Here is a 23049-nt window from a genome sequence, read left to right on the forward strand (position 1 = left end):
TATAGACATATTTCACGCACAAGCAGGGGTTCTGAAACAGCAGCTCCGACCGGCCGGGTCTGCCTCATGCAAAAAAAACAAGCCGCGGCAATACATGCCAGACGCAGCTTGCTTCAGCTCAAAACCCACATCCAAAACGTGGCCTCCCAAACGTTACATCGAATACTCCTCATCCCGCGACGGGGCTTCGCCGCGCATCTGCTTCAGCAGCTTCTTCATCATGACGGAAGCCTTCACCTTCACCGGCAGACAGTGAGATACCTCCAGCGTATACGCACCCAGGTTGACTGCGGCACGCAGCTCCTCCATCGTCTCACAGGAGACCTCCAGCTTGTTCAGAACGCTGCCGTATTGCAGGCATTGGTGGCTGTCGCTGCCGGCGATCACCGGGAGTCTGAGACCAGCGGCAAAAGGGGTAATGAGCGCGCGGTATGCTTCCTCGCCCTGCACATAAATATCCTTGGCGTTGAAGTCGAGCGCGTCCAGCCGCACCAGCAGCTCCGTGCTCAGGTGATGCAGCGGGGTGGAACGCCGGAACGGATGGGCGCCGATCTTCCACAGGCCGCGGCTGTCGGCCAGATCCAGCAGCTGGCGGAAAGGAATGAAATGTCCTTCCCGGGTATACGGCTCCAGCGCGGCCCGGACCTCCAGAATCTCCTCCTTCCGTCCGATGAGGAGGATATGCCCGGTCTCGGCGATGTCGACCTCCATGCCGGGGAAAATCTTCAGACCTGCTGCATCGTAGTAATGCCCGTTGTAGGGATACATCTCATCCAGCGCAGCGTACATCCCGAAGAAATTCAGCGTGTTGAAATGCTCAGTCAGCGCCAAGGCATCGAGCCCGTTCTCCTTGGCTTCGTACACCATTTGCCGGAAATATTCCGGATCAAAGACAGACTTTTTGGACAGCTTGCCGTGTGTATGCAAATCGATATTCATCGCGTTTTCTCTCCTTTGTAGGTATGGTGCCGGATTAATAGACCAGTTCAGGATAAGCCATGCCCAGGGTAAACAGGGCAATAAGATACAGCGCGGTGATTCCTGCGAACATCCAGTCGCGCGGCTTGAGCGCCATGTAGGACAGCTTGAGCTTCTTGACCTGCGGATTGTTCACGGCGTAGGTGTAGCCCCGTGTCTCCAGCGCTTCGACGGTAGTGCGCGAACGCTTGGCCGTATTCAGCATCAGGGGGTAAAAGACCAGCACGATGATGCGCATATAGTAGGCAGCGGTCCGCCAATAGAACAAACCGTTCTTCTGCGGGCGCAGCCCGCGCAGGCGGAACGACAGCAGAATCTGGTGGAACTCCTCCAGCAGCGTCGGCAGAATGCGGTAGCCGTAAGACAGGCTGAAGGCAAAGGCGTCAGGAACGCCCAGCGCAGACAGTCCGTCGCTGAGCCGCTCAGGGTCCAGGCTGGAGAACACGGTAATGCTGGCCAGCGATATCACCGACAGCTTAAGCGTCAGGGTAAGCATCGGCAGCAGAGACTCGCCCCCGCCGCCGAAGAACAGCGACAGCAGGAACATCCAGCCAACCTGGGTGATCAGCCCCAGACAAAGGATGAAGATAATAAACGTACTGGCCCGTGACAGTACCGTACACACCGCCATCAAGATGAACATGCCCAGCAGAATCGTCCGGTTATGCACAAACCACGGGACGATGGCAAAGAACAAATACCAGATCAGCAGCGTACGCGGGTCCAGCCGGCCCAGAACAGTGCTGCTGCTGTTGTAGGCATTGCCGAGCAGCTCCAGCTTGATGCGCTCGACGGAAATCTTGTCGAGTGCCCGTTTAACGGCTTCCACTTAGCGCCACTCCTTCCTCTTCGTGCTTAAGTTCCATAGCCTCTTTCCACACGACTGCCTCCGTGAATTCCTCCAGACTGCAGCAGATCTGCGGCAGCCCCAGGCGGCGGCTCAGCCTCATCAGCTGCGTCTCCGTCAGTCCGGCTCGCCGCAGCAGCAGCGCGTCGGCGAAGACCTCCTCCTTGCTGCCATCGGCAATGATCCGCCCTTCATGCATGACGATGACCCGGGTCGCCCACTCCGCCACCAGCGCCATGTCATGGGTCGCAATGACGACCGTCTCCACATGGCTGCGGAGCGTGTGCAGCACTCCGATCATTTCCTGCTTCGTGGATATGTCTAGATTGGCGGTCGGCTCATCGAGCAGCATAACCGCCGGAGCCATGGCTGCGCCAATGGCCAGCGAGACGCGGCGCTGCTGGCCGCCGCTAAGCAGCCGCGCATCCCGCTCGGCCAGCTCTTCCAGGCGGAAAGCAGCGAGGATCCGCTCCACCGTCCCGGCCATGTCCGCTCGCTTCCGCGCCTTCAGATAGTACGACACCTCGCCGCGGACCGAATCGTCGATAAACATGTCCTCCGGGTTCTGAAATACATAGGCGGCGGTTCCCGCCAGGCGTTCGGGCGGCTGTCCGTTCACCGTGATTCCTTTAACGGTGACGGTTCCTGCTGTCGGCTGGGCGATCCCGGCGATCAGCTTCATCAGCGAGGATTTGCCGGCACCGTTGTTGCCGACGAGCGCTACACATTCGCCTGCCTGCAGCGTCAGCGAAACCTCACGGAGCACAGGCTGCACCGTCTTGTGAATGGTCCGGTAGGCCAGACCGGCTTTATTCATGACCACGACGGGTGCCTGCCCGCCGGCCATAGCGGGGGCAGAATCCGGCTGCGAGCGCAGAACCGTGCGCTCTGCCGGATGATTGCCTGCACCCTTTAAGCCGTGCTCAGACGCTTGTTCTTCTGCACCCTTTGCACTCTGCTCTGCTGCATGCCCTCCCTGATTCTCTTGCACGAGTCCTGCTTGTCGTTCTTCCATATACCCTATCCTGCGCTCTGTTGTCTGCGCTCCCGCACGCTTGATCCCTTGTGCCGCTTCCCCCGCATCACGCCGCACAAAGCGGCCTTCCGCCTCCTCGCAGCTCAGCGGATGCAGCGTCCCCGCCGGAGCGCCGGGGCGGAGCATCCAGGCCGCCCGGGTGACATCGGGCGGATAGATGCCGAGCGGCAGCAGCTCGTCTACGGCGGACAGCGCCTCGCGCACCGGGCGCTGCCAGCGCAGCCTTCCGCCGTCCATCAGCACGACGCTGCGGCAGTATTCGGCAATGAACTCCGTATGATGTTCAATGACCACAACCGTCTTGCCCAGCCGCTCGTTCAGGCCGCGCAGGATGTCATAGATGTGCCGGGCATGCTGCGGGTCGAGCTGGGAGATCGGCTCATCGATGACCAGAATGTCCGGGTCCATCGCCAGCGCCCCGGCCAGGGCAAGCAGATGCTTCTGCCCGCCGCTGAGCTGCCAGATGAAATCATGCCGCTTGCCGGTAAGGCCTGTCAGCTCCAGCGCCCGCTCGCCCCGCTGCCGGTAATCGGCCAGGCCGTAATTCAGCGGCGTGAAGCAGGCGTCGTCCAGCACGGTCGGCCGGACCAGCTGGTTCTCGAAATCCTGGTACACGTACCCGATATGACGCGACAATTGGCTGACCGTCTTCCCCTCCGCGGACTGACCGTTCAGAATGATCTCGCCGGCGAATTCACCGGTGTAATAATGGGGAATCAGTCCGTTGAACGTCTTGCAGAGCGTCGATTTCCCGGAGCCATTGCCGCCGATGACCGCCACGAAATCGCCCTCCGTAAGCGATAGCGATACGTCCTGAAGTACAGGCGTCTCCGACCCCGGATACGTAAACGACACGCCGCGCAGTTCCAGAATGTGATTAGCCATCAAGCTGCCCCGCTTCCTGCCGCCTGCGGGCGGTGCGGCGCAGGATCAGGATAATGGCGGCAGCCAGGACCGCCGCAGCTGCGATGCTGATCCAGATCAGGCTGCCTTCATTTGACTCTGCGCCCGCCAGCTCGAATTCGCCGATGCTCCAGCCGGATTCGGACATGAGCTCCGCGCCGAGCGCTGCGGCGGCAAGCAGGGTGCCGACGATGACCAGCTTTGGCGACAGCCAGGCGCCTGCCGCGTACTGCATATTGCGCCCGCGCGGCTTCATGCCGAGCAGCGGCTCGATTTTGCCATAGAGACGGGGTACCAGATAGAGCGTCGGCAGCAGCGCGAACAGAATACCCGAGAACAACACATCATTCAGAAAGCTGACGCCTTCGATGAGTACAACACTTTCCGCCAGACCCTGCACCGCCTCCAGCTCCTCGACGCCGACCCACACCTTCACGATGTCGATGACCGAGCTGAAGAACTGATGAATCGCTACACCGGTGATGGCCGCAACGCCGACCTGGCGGCGGTTCTTCGGATCGGAGACCATGCGGCCCGCTGTATACATGGCCAGCGAGAAGGTAATGAACTTTTCCAGCTCACCCAGACCGCCGAACTGCCCCAGCATCAGCTCACCGAAAATAATTTCTCCGACCGCAGCGCCTACAGCCGCATAGAGCGGATGGAACAGCATGCACAGCGTCAGCGGGATGAAGGCGAAATACTCAACCGACAGCTCGATCGGTCCCAGCTGCAGACTGGGGATCAGCTCCGTGAACATGTTGGACAGTCCGTACAGCGACATGGACAGCACAAAAATCATCATTTTTTGCGATTGGGTCAGTGTGTAACGCGTTTTTAACGTACTCATTAGCGAATCGGCCCCCTCCAGGAATTTACTCTCAGTATAGAGAGCGCATGTCAGCACAGCTTTTCCCGATTGTTAAGGGAGGGTAATAATTTTTTCAGTATTTTTAACGTTGTAAAAATATTTACATCACACTCAAGGGCTATAGTGGGGGCAACACCACCGACGCAGGAGGAACGCCCGATGTACAAAGATTGGAATACCCGTCCTTTCTCCCCCAACCAGCGCATACTCGCCGATTTCATTCCCAAGAATGAGCAGCGGATTCTGTATATGACCGAGCAGGAAATTGCCGATGAGCTGGGCCTCAGCATCGCCTCGGTCTCGCGGTTCTGGAAAGCGGCCGGATACAAGCATGCCAAGGATTTCAAGAGCAAGCTGCGCTTCCGCTTCGAATCGACCCCTTCGGAGAAGATGCGCGATGCCATGCAGCGGACGGACGGCGGCTCCCTTCCGCGTAAGCTGCTCGAAATCACCTCCCACCACCTGGAGGAGACCGGCAAATATTTAAATGAAGCGCTGCTGCAGGAAGCCATCGACGCTTTGGCCGGTGCCAGGCAGATCTATATTTACAGTCCCGGCCCCTGTGCCGGCTTGGCCGAGCTGATGGCTTACCGGATGGCCCGTTATGGGCTTGTCCTTCGAAAGATGGCCGCAAGCGGCCACGAGCTGCTGGAGGCGCTGCTGCATGCCGGAGCCAAGGATGTCGTCGTCGTCTTCGGATTCGTGCAGCTGCTGCCGGAGACGGAGGTGATTCTGGATTATGCCAGAGAAGCGGGCTACCGGATTATCCTGATCACCGACCGGCTCGTCTTTCCGCGCTCCCAGGATGCCGATATTGTGCTGTATGCGGGGCGGGGTGAAGTGTGGGAATTCCATTCGATGGTCGGACCGACCTATATCGTCGAGAACCTGATTCTCGGCGTCGGGCTGCTGCATAAGGACCGCAGTCTGCGCAAGCTGGAGAAGCTCCAGCAGCTCCGGGCCAGATTTGGCGGAAAGCTGCCGCGGAGCTGAGCCTTAGCACAGAAGGGTGTTAATGACAGGAGCCTTATGACGAGGATGAATAACAAACCGGATGATATCCGCAGGATCAGAGGGAAGGTCGGCCGGTGCTGGCAGTAGCTCTGACGGTATATTCTGGCTACGAGTTCTGAAGAACTGTCCTATTTGGTAAATCCTCCTTGCCAACTGTATCGGCTGCCGTTATAATAAATATATCGTCTACCGTTATAACGGGAGACGATAAAGGAGGTGCGGAATGCCCGCGGATAAAAGCAATGCGGCTTTAACCGAAGCCGTCTATTATATCCTGCTATCCCTGCATCAACCCATGCACGGGTATGGCATCATGCAGAATGTAGAGCAGTTAAGCGGCGGGCGGGTCGTTTTGGCGGCGGGAACCTTGTATGGGGCCATTAATAACCTGGTGGAACGCGGTTGGATTGCAGCTTTGCCCGGGGAGGGCAATTCCCGGAAGAAGGAATACGAAATTACGGACAGGGGCCGGAAAGCGGCCCGGGCGGAAGTAGAACGCCTGAAAGAGCTGGTGGACAATGGCAGCAGAATTATGGGAGGTCGTTAGCCATGAGGTATAACTGTTACAAGTGGTTCTCTCTGGGTGAGCATGAGAAAGAAGAGGCTTGGCTGAATGCCATGGCTGCCAAGGGGATGATGCTTACAGGTGTCGCGGGCTTTAAATTCACCTTCGAAGACGATAATCCCGGCAAATATACTTATCGACTGGAATTGCTGGACTATCCCCCCACCCACCCGGAGTGTACTGCCTATATCAAGTTTATGGAGGAGACCGGCATCGAACACGTCGGCTCCGTCCGCAGATGGGTTTACTTCCGCAGACCGGCCCGTGAAGGGGCCTTCGAGCTCTATTCCGATCTCGACTCCAAAATGAGGCATTACAAGCGTATCACCTCAATCTCCAATACAGTAACCCTGTTGATGTTGATCGGGTTCCTGGTCAGCGGGATTTCCTGGTCCTTGCATGCCGCTGATGCCGGCTGGTCCCGGGAGCTCTTCTCCATCAATGATCCGTATTTTTGGGCCCTATTCTACGCAGTCATGCTTCTTGTGATCGCCTCTATCATTTATTTCAACGTGTTTGCTGTGCGCAGGTCGCTCCGCCGCCTGAAGAAGGAGCGGAAGTTAAGCGAATAACCGATTAGGAGCTGCTCATTCACTGAGCAGCCTCCTTCTCATAGCGTTGTCAGGAACATCAGCGTAGATGGATGAACCGGTACAAGACGATGCGGAAGCTTATCGTCTCATAAGCTCCACTCTATATAATCCACATAAGTGTCCCAGGTTCCGTTATCTGTGGTCACAATCAGCTTGACCTCCTGGGCTCCGGTGCCATGGACCACATTGGTCAATGTCTGGACCGTAGGTGTAGTTCCGGTGAAATAAACGGAACCTACTGTCGTACCCCCGATTTGCAAATCCACTCTGGCCGTTGACGAGTTGCTGGATGCCCCGCGGATCGAGATCGTATGGGTGTCGTAGGCGAAATACTGTGAGAATGAACCGGCATCATTGTTCCCGTAGAGGGCAACTCCATTGAAAGGAGAAGTAATCTTCCCGGCGTAAGTCCCGCTGAGGGTCATATCTTCAGCTTCCACCCGGTTTCCTGTGCCGGCTGCATTTGCTGCAAACTGCCAGTAATCGAAATTGAACAGCTGGCCGCTGCCTGATCCGGTAAATACCAGGAACAGCCTGTGAACTCCCGTCGCGTTGCTGACAGCAGTTTCAACTTCCTTCCAGGTTTGTGTTCCGCCCGTAGAAGGGACATTAAGCGTTCCTGCGAGCGTTCCTGCCACGCTGTCCAGCCGGATTTCGATTTTGCCGCCGGTGCTCGAAGCTACGTTCGCTTTAAAAGTCTTGGCTCCGCCGCTACCAAAGTCAACATTTCCTACAGCAACCCAGTCTCCATTGTGAATATTCGTCACATTCATATTGCTTACCGGTCCGCCAGCTGCCTGTGTTGCCTCGGTTCCGATGCCGGCATTCCAGCCAATGGTTTCGGCTTCGACCCTGGTATACGGATTCAGATTGGCAATCTGGGCGATGCCGTCCATATTTCCCTGAACTTCCTGGATCGTGCCGTCGGCATTATGGACAAGCTTATTGATATGCGGTGACCGGTAGCCTTTGCCATCTCCAAGCTGCGCCTTGCTGACGGTCTGCGCATGATACACCACATACCACTGATTGTTAAAGTTAAAGACGGCATGATGGTTGTTGCCGCCGACGCCAAAAAAGGTATACGGATTCTTCAGGAAATGGCCGACATACGTAAAAGGGCCTGTAGGACTGTTACTCACCATATAGCCGATCTCGCCTGCCGGATAAGCTGCCGGATGAGTGCCGGAGAAATTAATGCAGTAGGAATAATAATATTTGCCGTTGTACTTGTGGATTCCCGAATCCTCAAACATATAAGGCGCGTCAATGGTCGTTGCACTTCCGGCAATGCTGGTCATATCGGGGCCCAGCTTCAGAACTCTGGCTGTCCGGGGATTGGCGATGGATGCGGGATCAGAGGTATTCGGTATCCCTCCCCCGCAGTACAGATATCCGTTTCCATCATCGTCCACCAATACGGCCGGGTCAAAAAGCCAGGTAACGCCGGACATCCCGGCTGTACTGGTCGTAACCAGCGCTTTGCCTAGCGGATCAGTCCATGGACCTACCGGAGAGTTAGCCGTTAACACGCCGATCCCGGAGGCACCGTTGGCAAAATACAAAAAGAATTTGTCAACGCCATTGATTTTTTTCACCGCCACGGAAGGGGCCCAGGAGAGTGATGCCCATTTGGCAATACCTTGACCATTATTTGAATTGTTGGCTCCGGCAACCGGAACGGGCGTATGATCCGTCCAGTTCACCATATCCGCCGAAGAGATGACATTGATTTTGTTCAAGACGCTGAAATCATTGTCCTTTACCGAGCCGTCGCTGTTATATACATAAGCATCGCTGGACATATACACATAGACTCTGCCATTGTAGGTCAGGGCGAAGGGATCGGCACCCAGCTTATGGTCCATGAGCGGATTGGATTTCCCCGGCTGCTTGGCAATTGCACTGTTGGCAGCGAACACAGACATGATGGGCATACAACCCATCAATACGATAAACGTTAATAGAATAGCTGCGATCTTTTTCATCCAAATACCTCCCGATCATAATTGTAATCGTTTACATAATAGAAAGACATAAATACCTTGCTTCACCTTCCCACCCTTCGTTCTTGTATTAATTTATATTATTTCTAATATTTGTTACTCGAAAACATCATATTATAATTACATTTGTGGAACAATGTAGATTTTTATTTGAAAAGTTTAATTTTTTGCGCAATTGTTAGATTTCCCAAAAAAAGAAAGCAGACCTCTTATTTCCGCCTGCTTCCCTTCAATATTTGCGGTTCTCCACTTCCATGCCGGCGAGCTCCTGGGTAAAAATGTCCTCGGGCGGCACGATTCTCTTCGGCAGTGTCCGGCCCGACATAATCTCCTTAGCAGCCTGCATCAGCAGCGGACCAAGCAGCGGGTTACACTCCACTACAGCATTAATATTGCCTTCGATCATCTGCTCGAACGCCCGTCTTGTTCCATCTACTGAAATAATGATGATGTCACTTCCGGCCTTAAGCCCCGCCTCTTCAATGGCCTCAACCGCACCAATCGCCATATCGTCATTGTGGGCATACAGTACCTGAGGCCACTCTTCTTCCGGCTGCTGCAGGAACTCCCGCATAACCTCCCGTCCTCCGCTCTTGGTGAAGCCTGCAGGCTTGCTCTGCGTAATCCGGAAATTCTGTTTGTCCTCGATCATCTTGCGGAAGCCCCGCCCCCGGTCAATCGACGGCGTCGAACCTTCTGTACCCTGCAATTCAGCAATAGTAATCACACCGGAATCATGACGCATTTTATCAATCATATATTTTGCCGCCTTCACCCCCTCCTCATAAAAGTCTGAGCCTATGAAAGTAACGTAGAGTGAGCTGTCCTGCACATTGACCGAACGGTCCAGGATAATAACCGGAATCCCGGCCAGCTTGATCTCCTCCAGGATCGCTTCCCAGCCTGTCTGTACGACAGGTGCAATCGCAATGATATCGACTTCGCTGTCGATAAATGAACGGATGGCGTCAAACTGCTTCTGCTGGTCCTGCTCGGCGTTCCTCAGTATAAGGGTAATGCCCGCCTCTGCGGAGGCTTCCTGAATCGAAGCAGTATTGGCCTCCCGCCAGGTGCTCTCCGAACCTAGCTGCGAGAAGCCCAGCACGATCCGTTTGGCCGCCGCAGGCCCGTCTTCGTCAAGCAGCTGTCCGCTTAACGCGGGGGCCGCAGTACGCAGCGGGATCTGCCTCTGCCCAGTATTTGCTGATGAGCAGCCGCTTAACAGGAGCAGCAGCAGGACCAGACACCATTTCCCCATTTTCATCGGCATCCCCTCCAGAATTGTTAGCGATTACAATTATATATAAAAAGCATCAGGAAACAAATGGTTATTGTCTCCCGATGCAGGCTTTGCTTATTATCATTTCCGGGCGGGGCTTCCCGAGGTAAGCACCCGCTGCAGGAGGATGAATACAAACAGCAGCAGACCGATGACGATTTTGGTCCACCAGGAGCTAAGTGTCCCCTCGAAGCTGATAATGGTCTGGATCACCCCTTGAATCAGCACACCAAAGAAAGTGCCGAGCACATACCCTACGCCTCCGGTCAACAGCGTGCCGCCAATGACAACAGCCGCAATCGTATCGAGCTCAAAGCCGACCGCATGCAGCCCATATCCCGACAGCATATAGAAGGTAAATACAACCCCGGCGAGCGACGAGCAGAATCCGCTTAACGTGTAGACCAGCACCTTGGTCCGCGCGACGGGAAGTCCCATCAGCAGGGCGGATTGCTCATTGCCTCCAAGCGCATATACATTGCGCCCGAAACGGGTATAGTGGGCGGTAAAAATTGCCGCAGCGACCACGATCAGGGCTATAACAGCGCTAATGGAAAGGAAACTGCTGCCCGGCAACGGAATTTTGGTCTGGGCGACAGCCGTGTAGAACGGATGGTCGATAGTTATCGTATCGATGCTGATTACATAGCATAACCCCCGCGCCAGGAACATCCCCGCCAGCGTAACAATGAATGGCTGTATTTTAAAATAATGAATGATCGCGCCCATGGCACTCCCGAAGGCAGCGCCCATCAGAAGCACCAGCGGAATGACGACCAGCGGCGGCCAGCCCAGCTGCTGCACCAGACTGGCAGAGATCATCGTCGACAAGGCAATGACCGATCCGACAGAGAGGTCAATCCCCCCCGACAGGATAACAAAAGACATGCCGACAGCAGTCACCAGCAGAAAGGCGTTATCGACCAGCAGGTTCATCAGTACCTGAAGGGAGAAGAATCCGGTATATCTGAAAGAACCAGCTGCGAACATAACCAGAAACAGCAGAATGGTAACAACAATCGGGATGTATTTGCGGTTAAGAGACATGACGGGTGATCTCCTTTTCTGCGGGGTAATGGCGCGTCTTCCAGCGGGCGGCAAAAGCGGCACGGAACGAATCCGACTGGATCAGACAGACGGCCAGAACCACGAAGGCTTTGACGACCAGTGTTATTTCCGGGGGTACACCGATCATATAAATGGTTGTGGTCAGCGTTTGGATGATCAGCGCCCCGATGACGGTGCCTGTGAGATAGTACCTTCCGCCATTGAGGGACGTCCCCCCGATGACAACCGCCAGAATAGCGTCCAGCTCATACCACAGGCCGGCGTTATTGCCGTCTGCACTGGAGACATTGGAGCTGAGCAGCAACCCGGCAATGCCTGCGCATAAACCGCAGAAGATATACACCGACAGAATAACCCATTTCGCCCGGACGCCGGCCATCAGGCTTGCAGTAGGATTACAGCCCACGGATTCGATAAACAGGCCCAGCGCCGTTCTTCGGGTAAGCAGGGCAATGAGCAGGACGAGGATCACGACAAATATGGAGAATGGCAGGGTAGCTAGTGATCCGGAGCCGATATATGCATATTTGGCGCTGGTTACAGTAATAATCTGGCCGCCGGTAACCAATTGGGCAATCCCGCGTCCTGCAACCATAAGTATCAGTGTAGCGATAATGGGCTGAATACCGGCTACAGAGACCAGCAGTCCGTTCCATAACCCCAAGACGAGCGATAATCCGACGGCAAGCAGCACGGAGATCAATATAAGCACCAAGGAATTCTGATCCGGACCTTTGCTGATGCTGAGACAGGCCACAGCGCCTGATATTGCAACGATGGAACCGACAGACAGGTCGATGCCCTTGGTGGCGACGACCAGTGTCATCCCGATTGCCACCAGGATAAGCGGCGAGCCGAAGTTCAGGATATCAATCAGGCTGCCATATAAATGGCCGTCATGCATGGTGATGGTGAAGAAATCCGGTGAATAACACAGATTAAATAACAATAATGCGGCCAACACGCACAGTGGCCAGAATAAATGATGTTTAACTAATCTTCCCATGGTCGGTCAGCCTCCTGCAATCGACTGCATAATATGCTGCTGGCTCATATCCTTGCCGGTAACTTCCTTTACCTTCCGGCGGTCCCGCAGGACGGCGATCCGGTCGCTGACGCGCAGCACCTCCTCCAGTTCGGACGAGATGAACAGGAATGACATTCCCTGGCGGGAAAGTGAGAGCACCAGCTTTTGAATTTCCGCCTTGGCCCCGATATCAATCCCGCGGGTAGGCTCATCGAGGATCAGGAGCTGCGGCTCCGTGAGAAGCCAGCGGGCCAACAGCACCTTCTGCTGGTTTCCGCCGCTTAGATTCTTGATCAGATGATCGGGATTAGGGGGATTGATGTTCAGCATGCGGATATATTCCCCGGCAATCTCCTCCTGCCGCTTCCGGGAAATGGCCTTAAAGGCTCCGTATTTAGCCTGTAGTACAAGAATTATATTCTCTCTTACCGTCAAATCTCCGATAATCCCCTCCGTCTTGCGGTTCTCGGAGCAGAAGGCGATCCGCCTTCTGATGGCCTCACGGGGAGAACGAACCGTGCCAGCGGATTCCGGCAGCGTCAATCTTCCGGAGTCCGGTTTGTCCGCACCGAAGAACAGGCGCGCCGTCTCCGTCCGCCCTGAGCCGAGCAGGCCCGCCAGGCCGACCACCTCCCCCTGGCGAATCGCCAGGTCAAACGGCTCGATCCCGCCTTTGCGGCCCAAGCCTTCGGCTCTAATCCATTCACCGCCCAGCGTATGCTGATCCGCCTCCGCCAGGCTCGGCAGCTCCTCCAGCAAATGGAGCTCCTTCCCGATCATTTTCATGACCAGCTCCAGCCGGGTTAACTCCTCAGCCATATACTCGCCGACAAATTCACCACCCCGCAGGATGGTCACCCGGTCGGAGATTTCATACATCTGATCCAGGAAATGCGTAACAAACAATATGGACAAGCCGTCCTGCTTGAGCTTTCTCATGATCCGGAACAGCTGCTCCACTTCCTTCTGATCCAGGCTTGAGGTCGGTTCGTCCAGTATCAGCACCTTCGCTGAAATATTTAAAGCCCGGGCGATCGCAACTAACTGCTGGACGGCTACTGAATACGTATGCAGAGGCCGGGTTACATCAATCTGCAAATTCATCCGCTCACTAAGCAGTTCAGCGGCACGCCGGTTCATCTCTTTCCACAGAATCCGGCCGAATCTCCGCGGCTCTCTTCCTATAAATATATTCTCCGCTACGGTCAAATTGGGGCACAGATTCACCTCCTGATACACGGTACTGATTCCGGCAGCCTGCGATTCCAGGGGACTGTGCAGCGTAATGGGCATGCCTTCCATTTCCACTCGGCCTTCATCAATCGAATAAACGCCGGTCAGCACTTTGATCAGTGTTGATTTGCCGGCGCCATTCTCCCCCATAAGGGCATGAACCTCACCCGGAAACAGGCGCAGATTCACATCACTGAGCGCCTTGACGCCCGGAAACCGCTTATGAATCTTCGTCATTTGCAATATGGGCTTCTGCGTGCTCATCTTCTCCGTCCACTCCTCTTTCTTGCGAGATAGAACCCACTCCGGCAGGCGCTTTGCCCGCGGAGTGGGAATGTACTACTCTTGTAATCAATACTGGCGGTTAGGCAGCGCTTCCTTGGCTTGCTCGGAGGTGAACGTCGACTCTTCGGTCACGATCCGGGCCTCCACCTGTTTACCGTCCACCACGTCCTGCACCACCTGCATCAGCTGCGGTCCAAGCAATGGATTGCACTCGACAATGAAGTTGATTTTCCCTTCGCTGGCCGCCTGCATTCCGTCCTTGACGGCATCGACAGAAATAATTCGGATATCCTCGCCCGGCTTGAGCCCTGCCGCTTCTATAGCCTGAATAGCCCCCAGTGCCATATCATCATTATGGGCATACAGGACATCAATGTCCTTGTTCGCCTTCAGGAACGCCTGCATGACCTCCTTGCCTTTGGCACGGGTGAAATCACCGGACTGTGAGGCAATCATCTTCAAATGCGGATTGCCGGCAATTACTTCGGCAAACCCGGACATACGGTCATTGGCCGGTGCCGAGCCGGTAGTCCCCTGCAGCTCAACGATGTTAATATCCTCTGAGGCATCTTTGTACTGCTCGGACAGCCACTGGCCTGCCTTGCGGCCTTCCTCCACGAAGTCCGAGCCCAGGAAGGTCACATAGAGTGACGTATCCTTGGAATCCACTGCGCGGTCTGTCAGAACTACCGGAATACCTGCATCCTTGGCTTCTTTCAGTACCGTATCCCACCCGGATTCCACTACCGGCGAGAAGGCAATGACGTCAACCTTTTGCTGGATAAATGATCGAAGGGCTTTGATTTGATTCTCCTGTTTCTGCTGTGCATCCGAGAATTTCAGTGTGATTCCTGCTTCCTTGGCCGAATCCTGAATCGACTTGGTGTTCGCGCTTCGCCAGCCGCTCTCTGCGCCGACCTGTGAGAAGCCGAGCGTAATATCCTTGGCCTCTGTCTTGGTTCCGCCATTCCCCGATGCCTCTGCAGCCTTTCCGGTTTCATTGGCCGCAGTGTTCCCGCCGCCATTGTTTCCGCAAGCTCCAAGCATCATCACAGTTAGAGTAAGCGCAAGCACAGCTCCCATTTTCCCGAGTTTCTTCATCCGTATTTTCCTCCCCCTTGGCTGTCACCATATGCTGGTGTTGCGCTCATTATAAAACGCTTTCAAAATGCCGTTATACGGAGAGCCTTTGGCGTTTGTTTTCTATTCTTTCGTTTTTTTTGCCTGCAACCTGCCTTGGTGTATTTTTTTATTTTTAATGTGCAAATTTTGTTTGCGCTTTCTTTTTCCCTTCCCGGCACACAGGGATTGTTATAAACTATCTACAAAGGATATATTAGGTTTCTTGAGAAAGGGTTCATTGATGATGCGGATCAAACGCTGGATTACCTCCAGTCTGAGGGCAAAACTACTGGCTTTGTTCATTGTGTTATCCACCATACCGCTGATTACGGTCGGCCTCATTTCCTACCAGAAATCCTACCGCTCGATTTCCAGTCATAGCAAAGCTTCGAGCATGCTGCAGGCTGACATGCTGGGAATGAGCATCGATAACCTCTTCAAAGATACTGAACGGCTCCTGGAACTGAGCAATAATCCTCAGGTCATCCATTTCCTGTTCACACAATCGGAAACCTATCAGGAGGCCAAAGACATTCTGCGGACATTCAGCCTGTACCGGGACACCTACAAATATGAGGATGTTCTCAACATCAGCCTGATTAACCTGTATGGCAAAGGCATCAGCGAACGCCGGGGGATCTTTCAGTCCAACATGAACCCGCTCCGCAATCCCCACTTCCAGACACTGGCCATGAATCCTGATATCATCCTGAGAATTCCGCCATCCCCGTTCTCCACCTATGACAGGGTCGATGGCTTCACATACGGGAACCAGGGAATCATCTCCATCATGGCAGCGGTTAAGCAGCAGATCACCCATGAGGTCATCGGATATGTAATCGTTGACCTGAAGGACTCGTTCATTAAGGAATTCTGCGACAGCGTAACGATCGGAAAAACAGGCTTCTTCTATCTGCTCGACCAGCAGGGCAATCCGATTTATGTGCCTCCTGTCAGTAAGCCGGATTCGGCCCTGGTTCACAGCACAAGGATACCTGATCCGCAACTGAAACGAAGCGACAGCTTTGTGCTGCAGACCGCCGGCGCGCCCCGCTTCATCGTCCATACCTCCTCCCTTGCGACAGGCTGGACGATCATTGGCATGGCTCCTCTTCAAGAGATCGTGGCCGAGGCCAACCGGATCAGGCAGCTCATTATCGTCAGTGTGGTACTGAGCATCATATTTGCGATTACGCTGAACTATCTGCTGACCATGCGGCTGACCCGGCCCATACAGCAGCTGCAGCACAAAATGCGGCTAACCGCAAGCGGCTATCTGGAAGCCAAAGTAAAGCCTGAAGGCAATGACGAAATTGCCGACCTGGGACAAAGCTACAACATTATGCTGGAGCAGATCAAAGTGCTGCTGGAGAGAAGTATCCGGGAGCAGCAGCAGTTGCAGAAAGCCGAGCTGCGGACGCTTCAGGCGCAGATTAACCCGCATTTTTTATACAACACCTTGGATTCGATTATATGGATGGCCGAGGCCGGAAAAAGCGACGGCGTCATCCGGTTGGTGAAAGCGCTGTCTGATTTTTTCCGGCTCAGTCTCAATAAAGGCCGCGACTGGGTACAGATCCGCACGGAGCTGGCCCATGCGCAAAGCTACCTGATAATCCAGCAGATGCGCTACCGTGACATACTGGAATACAGGATCGAGGTTGCCGATGAGCTGCAGGACTATCCGATTCTGAACATGACGCTGCAGCCCCTGGTCGAGAATGCCCTCTATCATGGAATTAAGAATAAAAGAGGCAAAGGAATGATCACGGTGTCAGGGTATCCGGAAGATCATTTTGTTGTGCTAACTGTCTCAGACAACGGGATCGGAATTTCCGAGGAGCGGCTGGCGCTGCTCAGGAAACAAATAGAGCTGCCCATTCAGTCGGAGGATGCCGACACCGCCCGGAGCGGCTTCGGCCTCCAGAACGTTCATCAGCGGCTGCAGCTGTATTTCGGCAAAGAATACGGCATCCGGCTCGACAGCTCCGAAGGCACGGGTACGCAAATCAGGGTGTACATTCCCAAGAACAGGGGGGACTGATATGAAGAAGGTTATGCTTGTCGATGATGAGATTCTGATCCGTGAGAGCATCCGGGAATGCGTGGACTGGGAGAAAGAAGGCTTTATCTATTGCGGTGACGCCCCCGACGGGGAATTGGCCCTTCCTATTATCAGCGAACAGCTTCCCGATATCCTCATTACCGATATCAAGATGCCTTTCATCAATGGCCTGGAGCTAAGCTCGGTCGTCCGCCAGAAATTTCCGAAGATTAAGATCATTATTCTCAGCGGGCATGATGATTTCCGGTATGCCCAGACTGCCCTGCGGCTCGGTGTCGAGGATTATTGTCTGAAGCCGTTCAGTGCTTCCGACCTGCTGCAGCTGCTTCATCATGTCAGCCATAGAATGGATGAGGAGCAGCTGCTCAAACAAAAGTCTGCCTATACCCCGGAGAAGCTGTTCGCTGAGCTGTGCGGCGGCCTGATCAGTCCCGCTGCTGCCATAGAATCAGCGGAACAGCTGGGTCTGGCTCTGGCAGCGGCCTATTATGGAGTGGCCATCCTTGCCTGGAATCCCTCCTGGAAGGAAGAGCACGCTGAGCTTCAGCCGCAAAGCCCGGCAGCACTGATGTCCGGCCTCCTGGAGGAGATTCCGGGCAGCTTCACCTTTAAGCGCAGCCGAAATGAAATCGTGCTGATCTGTAAAGGAAATGATCCGGAGCAAATAGGCAGCAAGCTGGAAACGATTTCAAGTACATTGAAGCAGAAGCTGCAAGCGGCTTATGAATGCGAGCTGTCCGCCGGTATAGGCGGCGCACAGGAACGCCTTCAGGGCATCCATCTTTCCTATCTGGAAGCCGAGAATGACCGGATGTTCAAACAGATGACGAGACAAAATGCAGCGGCACTGCTGGATGCTTCCTTTGATCCTTCTACAGATAGTGTACTGCTGAACCGGGGCCGCCTCGTGCAGTTTCTGAAGCTGGGTGATGCAAGGCACGCTCAGGAGTTCCTGCTGCAGTTCGCTCCCGGTCTTGAGGCCCTGAACTGGAAATCCATATATGCCTATTACCTGTTGAACGATATCACTCTGGAATTGGTCCAGACCGCTAAATCCTCTTTTCGTACAGCCGCCAATCCTGCTGACATCATTAAAGAGCTGCAGCAGCAGATACAGAATATTGCGGGTGCAGACGAATGCCTGGTCTATTTGAACCGCCTGTTTGTTCGGCTGTGGGAATGGCGGTCCGAAGGCTCCGATAAATACCGGGAGCTGATTGACAAGGTCAGGCATTATATCCGGGAGCATTATGACAATGAACAGCTGTCCCTTAGCGGGATTTCCAGGCAGGTCGGCGTCAGCTCCAGCCATCTGAGCAAGATTTTCAGCCAGGAGACGGGGCAGACCATCACTGAATTTCTGACCGCCACGCGGATTGGAAAAGCAAAGGAGCTTCTTAAGACAACAGGACACAAAACGTTTGAGATTGCGTTCAGCGTAGGCTACAATGACCAGCATTATTTTTCCAATCTGTTCAAAAAAGTAACGGGGATGACTCCGATGGAATACCGGAAGCACGGACAATCAGAGGATGGGCTTCACTTCACCCGTAAAGGGGCGGAAGATTGGTGAAATCGCCCCGCTTCAGGACTAGACTGGTTCTAATGCTCCTTCTGACGGCGGGTATTCTGCTCAGTGGTTGCTTTCCTTCTGCCGGCGCCACCGACCCGCCCTCCCAAACTTCCGGAGATTCCCGGACAAGACCAAACACAGGCCGCAATTGACCTTCGGCATTATCTATCCCATGGTGAATGCCACTTACGAAATGGTTACGGAGAAAGCCGAGGCAGCGGCAAAAGATCATAACATTCAGCTGCTGGTGCAGGCTCCCGATGAAGCGAATCTGGAGCAGCAGATCCGTTTCATGGAGCTGATGATCAAACGGGGAGTTGACGGTATTGCGATTGCCCCGGTGGACCCCAAGGCTCTCGTCAGCGTGATCAACAAAGCTGTATCCCAAGGGATTCCTGTGGTTTGTTTTGAGTCCGACTCGCCGGACAGCAACCGGGATGCTTTCATCGGTGCCGATAACCGGAAGACCGGGACCGTGATCGGGCAGACCGTGGACCGCCTGCTGGGCGGAAAAGGCATGATTCTGGTCGAGTCCGGAATGCCGCATATGCTTGGATACGGGGAACGGCTGAATGGACTGCAGGAGTATTTAGCAAAGCATACGGAAATTGATATCCTTGAAATCCGTCATAATGATGGCAATGAGGAATCTGCTGCATTTCAGCTGGAGCAAATGATCACGGATCATCCCCATTTCAGCGCCTTGGTCAACCTGGATTTTGTCTCCAGCTCAAGCTCTGTGCTGGTCTGGAAAGCCAAGGGCCTTACGAGATATAACATCGCTCTTGGCTTTACGCCCTCCCTGGCACAGGCGCTGGACAACGGACAGATCACCCGGATCATTTCGCAAAACGAACAGAACTGGGGAGCCGATATCATTAATACACTTCTGTTAAGGTCCAGCCGCATCAAATCACCTCAATGGATAGACACAAACATCACCATTATCGGGGAGTCGCCCGTACCCGCCGATCATGATCATTCCAGTTAAGCTCTGCAAAGAGCTTCCGAGGAAGCCTTCCCGTTCCTGCATAGCCCAGCGACCTAAAAGCAAAAGGAGCACCAGCATATGCTGTGCTCCTTTTGCCATGCAGCTTTTATTCTCTAACCAAATACATATTCGCCTTCGCCGATTTGAATCGTCTTCCCCTTCAGCTCAGCCGAATCCGTCTCAAAAACCACCTGCTTGAACTGGTTCTCATCGCCCTGCACGAAAGCAAAGGACTGCTCGCCGATCTGAAGCGAATAGCTGCCGCCCTCTGATTCGGCAACAGACAGCCCGAATAGCTCTCCCCAATGCTTAGCGGCGGCGGCCGGATCGGAGACGCGGAATACCGCGCTCACCATGTCCGTGTTCCCTGCAGGATGAGGCTGGATAACTCCGGATTCGGTCAGGCGCTGCAGCCGCTCCAGGTCGGTTCCGCTCCACTGGATAATGAACGGATAGACGAGGCCCTGAAAATCTCCGTCTATGGTCATCATCCGCCACTCGATTAACCGGCCTTCGTTGTCCAGACGCTTGCCGTCGATGATCGGCGACAGGGCCAAGCCAGCTGCTTTCAAGGATGCTTCCACGGCTTCGATATCATCCGTGCGCAGGACGACCCGGCTTAAGACCTCATGCTCCGGCAGAACGTGAACCGCATCTCTCACTACGACATTATGTTCCGTGGCCTTCGCGAGCTCCAGATTTTCAATCCCCAGAAACTCGATATACGTTAACCCGAAGTAGCTTAAGGAATTATAGGTCCCCCAGCTCGTATGCGAGCCGCCTCTGAAAGCGATCAAGCCATGCTCACGGAACTGTTCCACCGGCTGATCCAGATCATTGATATAGTGCACTAAATGATCCCATATTAGCTCCGCCACTATTTTTTCACTCCCAGCTCAGTGGTCCGCTTTACCGCTGCAAGCACACTTCTTTGCAGTCCGGCTGCGAAGTCACTGTTATTCAGCTCATACAAGCCGTGCATGCCTACGCCGCCGGGGGAATTGTTGATATCCAGCAGCTGGCGTGGATGCAGGCCGGTCTGCTGCAGCATTTTGACCGCACCCATCATGTTCTCCAGCGCTACCTGCCAAGCCTGTTCACGCGGCAGTCCGGCAAGAACGCCGGCATCGGTAAAGGATTCAATGAAATAATAGATATAGTTCGGTCCAGCCACGCCGAAGCCGGTGAAGATATCAATGTAGGACTCTTCGAGATACTGTACCTTGCCGAAGCCGAGCAGGAAGCTCTCGACTTGCTCACGCATAGCGTGTGCATTCAGCGTCACTCCGCTGTACCCGTAGCCCGTATCGGTCAAGGTGTTCGGGATGACCCGGATGATCGCCCGTTCCGCCCCGAAATAACCGCCGAGCTGCGCAATGGTTACCCCTGCTACAATGGATACGATAGCGGCATCCGCTGAAGCGGATTGCTGTACAGTTTGTCCCAGCTGAGCCAGATCGTCCTGGGGACGAACGGCAATGACAATCAGGTCTGCTGCAGCGAGTCCCTGCTCCTGCGTGCTTCCCGTATCTACACCGTACTTCGAATTCAACAGCTGCAGGCGTCCTTCATTAATATCCGTTACACTGACTTGGTCAGCCGACATGGTACCATTGGCAAGACAGGCGCGGATCATCGCTTCCGCCATCTGTCCTCCGCCGATGAAATGAATCTTTTGCTTCGTCACTTCAGCCCACTTCCTTACCTTAGTTGTTGTCCCATGCTTCCGGCAGAATGAAGCCGTCGTATTTCTCCTGGCTTGTGATGTACTCTTCGAACTCCTTCGATTCATACGCTGCCTTCAAGTCCTTGGCCCACTGGGTATTCTCGTCCTTCTTGTTCACCGACACGATAATTCTGTGCTGCATTGGCGTATTCTCGATCTTAAGCGCATCGGTAATCTTCCAGTCCGGCGAGTTGGCAATGTAGTTACCATTCACCACACCGTAGTCCACATCCTGCAAAGAAACGAGAATCTGTGCCGGGTCCAGCACCTTGATGTCAATATCGAATTGGTCCGACTCCATGCTGTTGATGTTGAAATCCGCTACGCCTGCGCCTTCCTTGATCTTGATCCAGCCCAGCTCTTCCAGAATGCGGAGTGCGCGCTCCTGATTGACCGGGTCATTCGGAACAGCCACTGTAGTGCCGTCTTTAACATCATCCAGCGTTGTATGATTGACGGAATACAAGCCTTGCGGAGCGCCAGGAACATAAGCGATTCCCGTCATATCGGCATTAATCTCTTCATTGATGGCCTCCATATAGGCTGTACTCTGGAAAATACTTGCGTCAATGGAGCCTTCCTTCATCGCAGGGTTGACCTGCATATTTTGCGAGAAGGTCTTAATATCCACTTTGTAGCCCTTCTCCTCCAGGATCGGCTGAATCGATTGGCGGAATTGCTCCTCATAGGTACCGACGCCGAAACCAACGGTAATTTCCTTCTTATCCCCGGAGTTTGCGGATTCTTTATTGCCGCAGGCGGTCAGCACCGCCAGAACTCCAATCAGCATGACCAGCATTAACTTTTTCATTTGTACACCTCTCCTATTAAAGTACTGTGTTTTTAAATTGTTCTAACGCCTCATCGGTGACACTTAACGGGATCGCGCAATTTGGCGAGAGAATAAACGGTTTGCCTTGCATCTGCTTCAATGCGTCTGCCGCCTGCTGCCGGATCTGTGCGATGTCATTCACCGCAAACAATCCATGATCCACTCCGCCTACCTTCGTGGCTTTGAGGTCGGCTTTCAGCCCAGGGTTTCCTTCGGCTACCGTATCCCAGCTGATGCCGTCGATCCGGTAATCGTTGAATTTCTCCGGCTGGGCATGGGCTCCGCAGGTGTGGAGGATATTCTTGCCATAACTTGCGGCCTCCAGGACAATGGAGTCATAGGGTCTGGACAGCTCATCGAACATCGCTTCATTGAACAACCCGGGATGTGCTGTACCTGTCACCGCATAAAATAGTCCGTCGGAACCTGCTTGCTTCAGCTCCTGCACGTAATCCGCCAAGGTCAGCGCAATCGCATGCAGTGCATGATGGGCAGCGGCCCGGTGCTCCTGGAAGAGCGATTCCAGCGTAACCGGCTGCTCAATGCCGAACACCGTCTTGGTCACATAAGCCGAGCGGCCTACGATGAACAGCAGCACCGTTAGCGGCGAGAATACCGTCTGGATCAGCGGTGTGTCCGGCAATCCTTGCCGGATACGTCTGACCGCATCCAGGTGCTCCGCCAGAGATGGCGTTTCGGCAGCTTTTTTCACCTCAAGATCCCACAGATTCTCCGCCTTCGGAATGACTGTCGTCTTCTGTCTCGGAAACACGGTCTGGTAATCCGCGAAATCATACTGATTGCCCCAGGCTTCGGCCAGGTAAGTGGCTCTCGGGTTGATTTTGACCCAGTCCCAACCATATTTGTTCGTAAAAGAAACCGTCGTGTCCGCCAGATCCCCGGCCGTTTGCTCCTTGTCAATAAAATGGCGCCAGCCGCTGACAATCGGGCGATCCGCCAGTTCACCGGAAAGAATCGCTTGGAATCGGTCTTGCTTGCTCCATGCACTCATCTGTCTGCTTCCCCCTCCTGAGA

The 23049-nt window shown here is 54.3% G+C and carries 20 protein-coding genes; 6 read left to right on the plus strand and 14 right to left on the minus strand.

Going from position 1 to position 23049, the window contains the following annotated elements:
* Window positions 1-153: 153 nt before the first annotated feature.
* Genes F1381_RS12395 through F1381_RS12410 form a run of 4 tightly spaced genes read right to left on the minus strand, consistent with a single transcriptional unit; the run spans window position 154 to window position 4614 of the window.
* Window positions 154-939, minus strand: coding sequence for a PHP domain-containing protein (locus F1381_RS12395; RefSeq protein WP_151735168.1), 786 nt, complete (start codon window positions 937-939; stop codon window positions 154-156).
* Between the two features lie 34 nt (window positions 940-973).
* On the minus strand, window positions 974-1807 hold the full coding sequence (locus F1381_RS12400; protein WP_151735169.1) for an energy-coupling factor transporter transmembrane component T family protein: 834 nt from the start codon (window positions 1805-1807) through the stop codon (window positions 974-976).
* Entirely contained in the window at window positions 1794-3746 is a 1953-nt protein-coding gene (locus F1381_RS28805; protein ID WP_246188003.1) for an ABC transporter ATP-binding protein, read from the minus strand. The genes F1381_RS12400 and F1381_RS28805 overlap by 14 nt, the downstream gene beginning before the upstream one ends.
* Window positions 3739-4614, minus strand: coding sequence for a DUF8171 family membrane protein (locus F1381_RS12410; RefSeq protein ID WP_151735170.1), 876 nt, complete (start codon window positions 4612-4614; stop codon window positions 3739-3741). The genes F1381_RS28805 and F1381_RS12410 overlap by 8 nt, the downstream gene beginning before the upstream one ends.
* A 180-nt stretch (window positions 4615-4794) precedes the next feature.
* Between F1381_RS12410 and F1381_RS12415 the strand changes: the two genes are divergently transcribed.
* From F1381_RS12415 to F1381_RS12425, 3 genes are all read left to right on the plus strand, one after another.
* The gene (locus F1381_RS12415) at window positions 4795-5628 is read left to right on the plus strand and encodes a MurR/RpiR family transcriptional regulator (protein WP_151735171.1); all 834 of its coding nucleotides are present in this window, start codon (window positions 4795-4797) and stop codon (window positions 5626-5628) included.
* Window positions 5629-5872: 244 nt separating this feature from the next.
* Window positions 5873-6196, plus strand: a complete 324-nt coding sequence (locus F1381_RS12420) for a PadR family transcriptional regulator (RefSeq protein ID WP_151735172.1) — start codon at window positions 5873-5875, stop codon at window positions 6194-6196.
* Between the two features lie 2 nt (window positions 6197-6198).
* Complete coding sequence (locus F1381_RS12425) at window positions 6199-6786, plus strand: DUF2812 domain-containing protein (RefSeq protein WP_151735173.1); 588 nt, start codon at window positions 6199-6201, stop codon at window positions 6784-6786.
* Between the two features lie 107 nt (window positions 6787-6893).
* Here F1381_RS12425 and F1381_RS12430 read toward each other — a convergent pair whose 3' ends face one another.
* The 6 genes from F1381_RS12430 to F1381_RS12455 all read right to left on the minus strand — a co-directional run bounded on the left by F1381_RS12430 (window position 6894) and on the right by F1381_RS12455 (window position 14806).
* Window positions 6894-8753, minus strand: coding sequence for a carbohydrate-binding protein (locus tag F1381_RS12430; RefSeq protein ID WP_425495270.1), 1860 nt, complete (start codon window positions 8751-8753; stop codon window positions 6894-6896).
* 289 nt (window positions 8754-9042) lie between these two features.
* The gene (locus tag F1381_RS12435; RefSeq protein ID WP_246188004.1) at window positions 9043-10077 is read right to left on the minus strand and encodes an ABC transporter substrate-binding protein; all 1035 of its coding nucleotides are present in this window, start codon (window positions 10075-10077) and stop codon (window positions 9043-9045) included.
* A 96-nt stretch (window positions 10078-10173) separates the two neighbouring features.
* On the minus strand, window positions 10174-11139 hold the full coding sequence (gene yjfF / locus F1381_RS12440) for a galactofuranose ABC transporter, permease protein YjfF (RefSeq protein ID WP_151735176.1): 966 nt from the start codon (window positions 11137-11139) through the stop codon (window positions 10174-10176).
* The gene (locus F1381_RS12445) at window positions 11129-12166 is read right to left on the minus strand and encodes an ABC transporter permease (protein WP_151735177.1); all 1038 of its coding nucleotides are present in this window, start codon (window positions 12164-12166) and stop codon (window positions 11129-11131) included. Before F1381_RS12445 ends, yjfF begins: the two co-directional genes overlap by 11 nt.
* A 6-nt stretch (window positions 12167-12172) precedes the next feature.
* Window positions 12173-13684 carry a sugar ABC transporter ATP-binding protein gene (locus F1381_RS12450; RefSeq protein WP_151735178.1) on the minus strand — a complete coding sequence of 504 codons (1512 nt, stop codon included), beginning with the start codon at window positions 13682-13684 and terminating at the stop codon, window positions 12173-12175.
* An 87-nt stretch (window positions 13685-13771) separates the two neighbouring features.
* Complete coding sequence (locus F1381_RS12455; RefSeq protein ID WP_151735179.1) at window positions 13772-14806, minus strand: ABC transporter substrate-binding protein; 1035 nt, start codon at window positions 14804-14806, stop codon at window positions 13772-13774.
* 262 nt (window positions 14807-15068) lie between these two features.
* On the opposite strand from F1381_RS12455, the gene F1381_RS12460 reads away from it, so the two are divergent.
* The 3 genes from F1381_RS12460 (at window position 15069) to F1381_RS12470 (ending at window position 19456) form a co-directional block, all read left to right on the plus strand.
* Window positions 15069-16871: a cache domain-containing sensor histidine kinase gene (locus F1381_RS12460; RefSeq protein WP_246188005.1), complete on the plus strand. Its 1803-nt coding sequence runs from the start codon at window positions 15069-15071 to the stop codon at window positions 16869-16871.
* A gap of 1 nt (window position 16872) precedes the next feature.
* Window positions 16873-18465 carry a response regulator gene (locus F1381_RS12465; protein ID WP_151735180.1) on the plus strand — a complete coding sequence of 531 codons (1593 nt, stop codon included), beginning with the start codon at window positions 16873-16875 and terminating at the stop codon, window positions 18463-18465.
* A gap of 148 nt (window positions 18466-18613) precedes the next feature.
* Window positions 18614-19456, plus strand: a complete 843-nt coding sequence (locus F1381_RS12470; RefSeq protein WP_151735181.1) for a sugar ABC transporter substrate-binding protein — start codon at window positions 18614-18616, stop codon at window positions 19454-19456.
* A 113-nt stretch (window positions 19457-19569) separates the two neighbouring features.
* On the opposite strand, the gene F1381_RS12475 is transcribed toward F1381_RS12470, so the two are convergent.
* From F1381_RS12475 to F1381_RS12490, 4 genes are read right to left on the minus strand one after another with little or no spacing between them, the layout of a single operon-like run.
* Window positions 19570-20334 carry a VOC family protein gene (locus F1381_RS12475; RefSeq protein ID WP_151735182.1) on the minus strand — a complete coding sequence of 255 codons (765 nt, stop codon included), beginning with the start codon at window positions 20332-20334 and terminating at the stop codon, window positions 19570-19572.
* Window positions 20334-21143, minus strand: coding sequence for a pyrroline-5-carboxylate reductase (gene proC, locus F1381_RS12480; RefSeq protein ID WP_151735183.1), 810 nt, complete (start codon window positions 21141-21143; stop codon window positions 20334-20336). The genes F1381_RS12475 and proC overlap by 1 nt, the downstream gene beginning before the upstream one ends.
* Before the next feature lie 19 nt (window positions 21144-21162).
* A complete protein-coding gene (locus F1381_RS12485) occupies window positions 21163-21993 on the minus strand; it encodes a MetQ/NlpA family ABC transporter substrate-binding protein (protein ID WP_151735184.1) in 831 nt (276 codons plus the stop codon).
* Window positions 21994-22009: 16 nt separating this feature from the next.
* Complete coding sequence (locus F1381_RS12490) at window positions 22010-23026, minus strand: uroporphyrinogen decarboxylase family protein (RefSeq protein WP_151735185.1); 1017 nt, start codon at window positions 23024-23026, stop codon at window positions 22010-22012.
* Window positions 23027-23049 lie beyond the last annotated feature (23 nt).

The organism is Paenibacillus tengchongensis (assembly GCF_008973665.1).
In the GTDB taxonomy this organism is placed as follows: Bacteria; Bacillota; Bacilli; order Paenibacillales; family Paenibacillaceae; genus Paenibacillus_AQ; species Paenibacillus_AQ tengchongensis.

Coding starts and splice junctions, on each gene's coding strand:
- F1381_RS12395 (WP_151735168.1), bottom strand. CDS start 939: ATGAATATCGATTTGCATACACACGGCAAGCTGTCCAAAAAGTCTGTC.
- F1381_RS12445 (WP_151735177.1), bottom strand. CDS start 12,166: ATGGGAAGATTAGTTAAACATCATTTATTCTGGCCACTGTGCGTGTTG.
- F1381_RS12455 (WP_151735179.1), bottom strand. CDS start 14,806: ATGAAGAAACTCGGGAAAATGGGAGCTGTGCTTGCGCTTACTCTAACT.
- F1381_RS12450 (WP_151735178.1), bottom strand. CDS start 13,684: ATGAGCACGCAGAAGCCCATATTGCAAATGACGAAGATTCATAAGCGG.
- F1381_RS12425 (WP_151735173.1), top strand. CDS start 6,199: ATGAGGTATAACTGTTACAAGTGGTTCTCTCTGGGTGAGCATGAGAAA.
- F1381_RS28805 (WP_246188003.1), bottom strand. CDS start 3,746: ATGGCTAATCACATTCTGGAACTGCGCGGCGTGTCGTTTACGTATCCG.
- F1381_RS12465 (WP_151735180.1), top strand. CDS start 16,873: ATGAAGAAGGTTATGCTTGTCGATGATGAGATTCTGATCCGTGAGAGC.
- F1381_RS12460 (WP_246188005.1), top strand. CDS start 15,069: ATGATGCGGATCAAACGCTGGATTACCTCCAGTCTGAGGGCAAAACTA.
- F1381_RS12430 (WP_425495270.1), bottom strand. CDS start 8,753: ATGGGTTGTATGCCCATCATGTCTGTGTTCGCTGCCAACAGTGCAATT.
- F1381_RS12410 (WP_151735170.1), bottom strand. CDS start 4,614: ATGAGTACGTTAAAAACGCGTTACACACTGACCCAATCGCAAAAAATG.
- F1381_RS12415 (WP_151735171.1), top strand. CDS start 4,795: ATGTACAAAGATTGGAATACCCGTCCTTTCTCCCCCAACCAGCGCATA.
- F1381_RS12490 (WP_151735185.1), bottom strand. CDS start 23,026: ATGAGTGCATGGAGCAAGCAAGACCGATTCCAAGCGATTCTTTCCGGT.
- F1381_RS12420 (WP_151735172.1), top strand. CDS start 5,873: ATGCCCGCGGATAAAAGCAATGCGGCTTTAACCGAAGCCGTCTATTAT.
- F1381_RS12435 (WP_246188004.1), bottom strand. CDS start 10,077: ATGAAAATGGGGAAATGGTGTCTGGTCCTGCTGCTGCTCCTGTTAAGC.
- F1381_RS12485 (WP_151735184.1), bottom strand. CDS start 21,993: ATGAAAAAGTTAATGCTGGTCATGCTGATTGGAGTTCTGGCGGTGCTG.
- yjfF (WP_151735176.1), bottom strand. CDS start 11,139: ATGTCTCTTAACCGCAAATACATCCCGATTGTTGTTACCATTCTGCTG.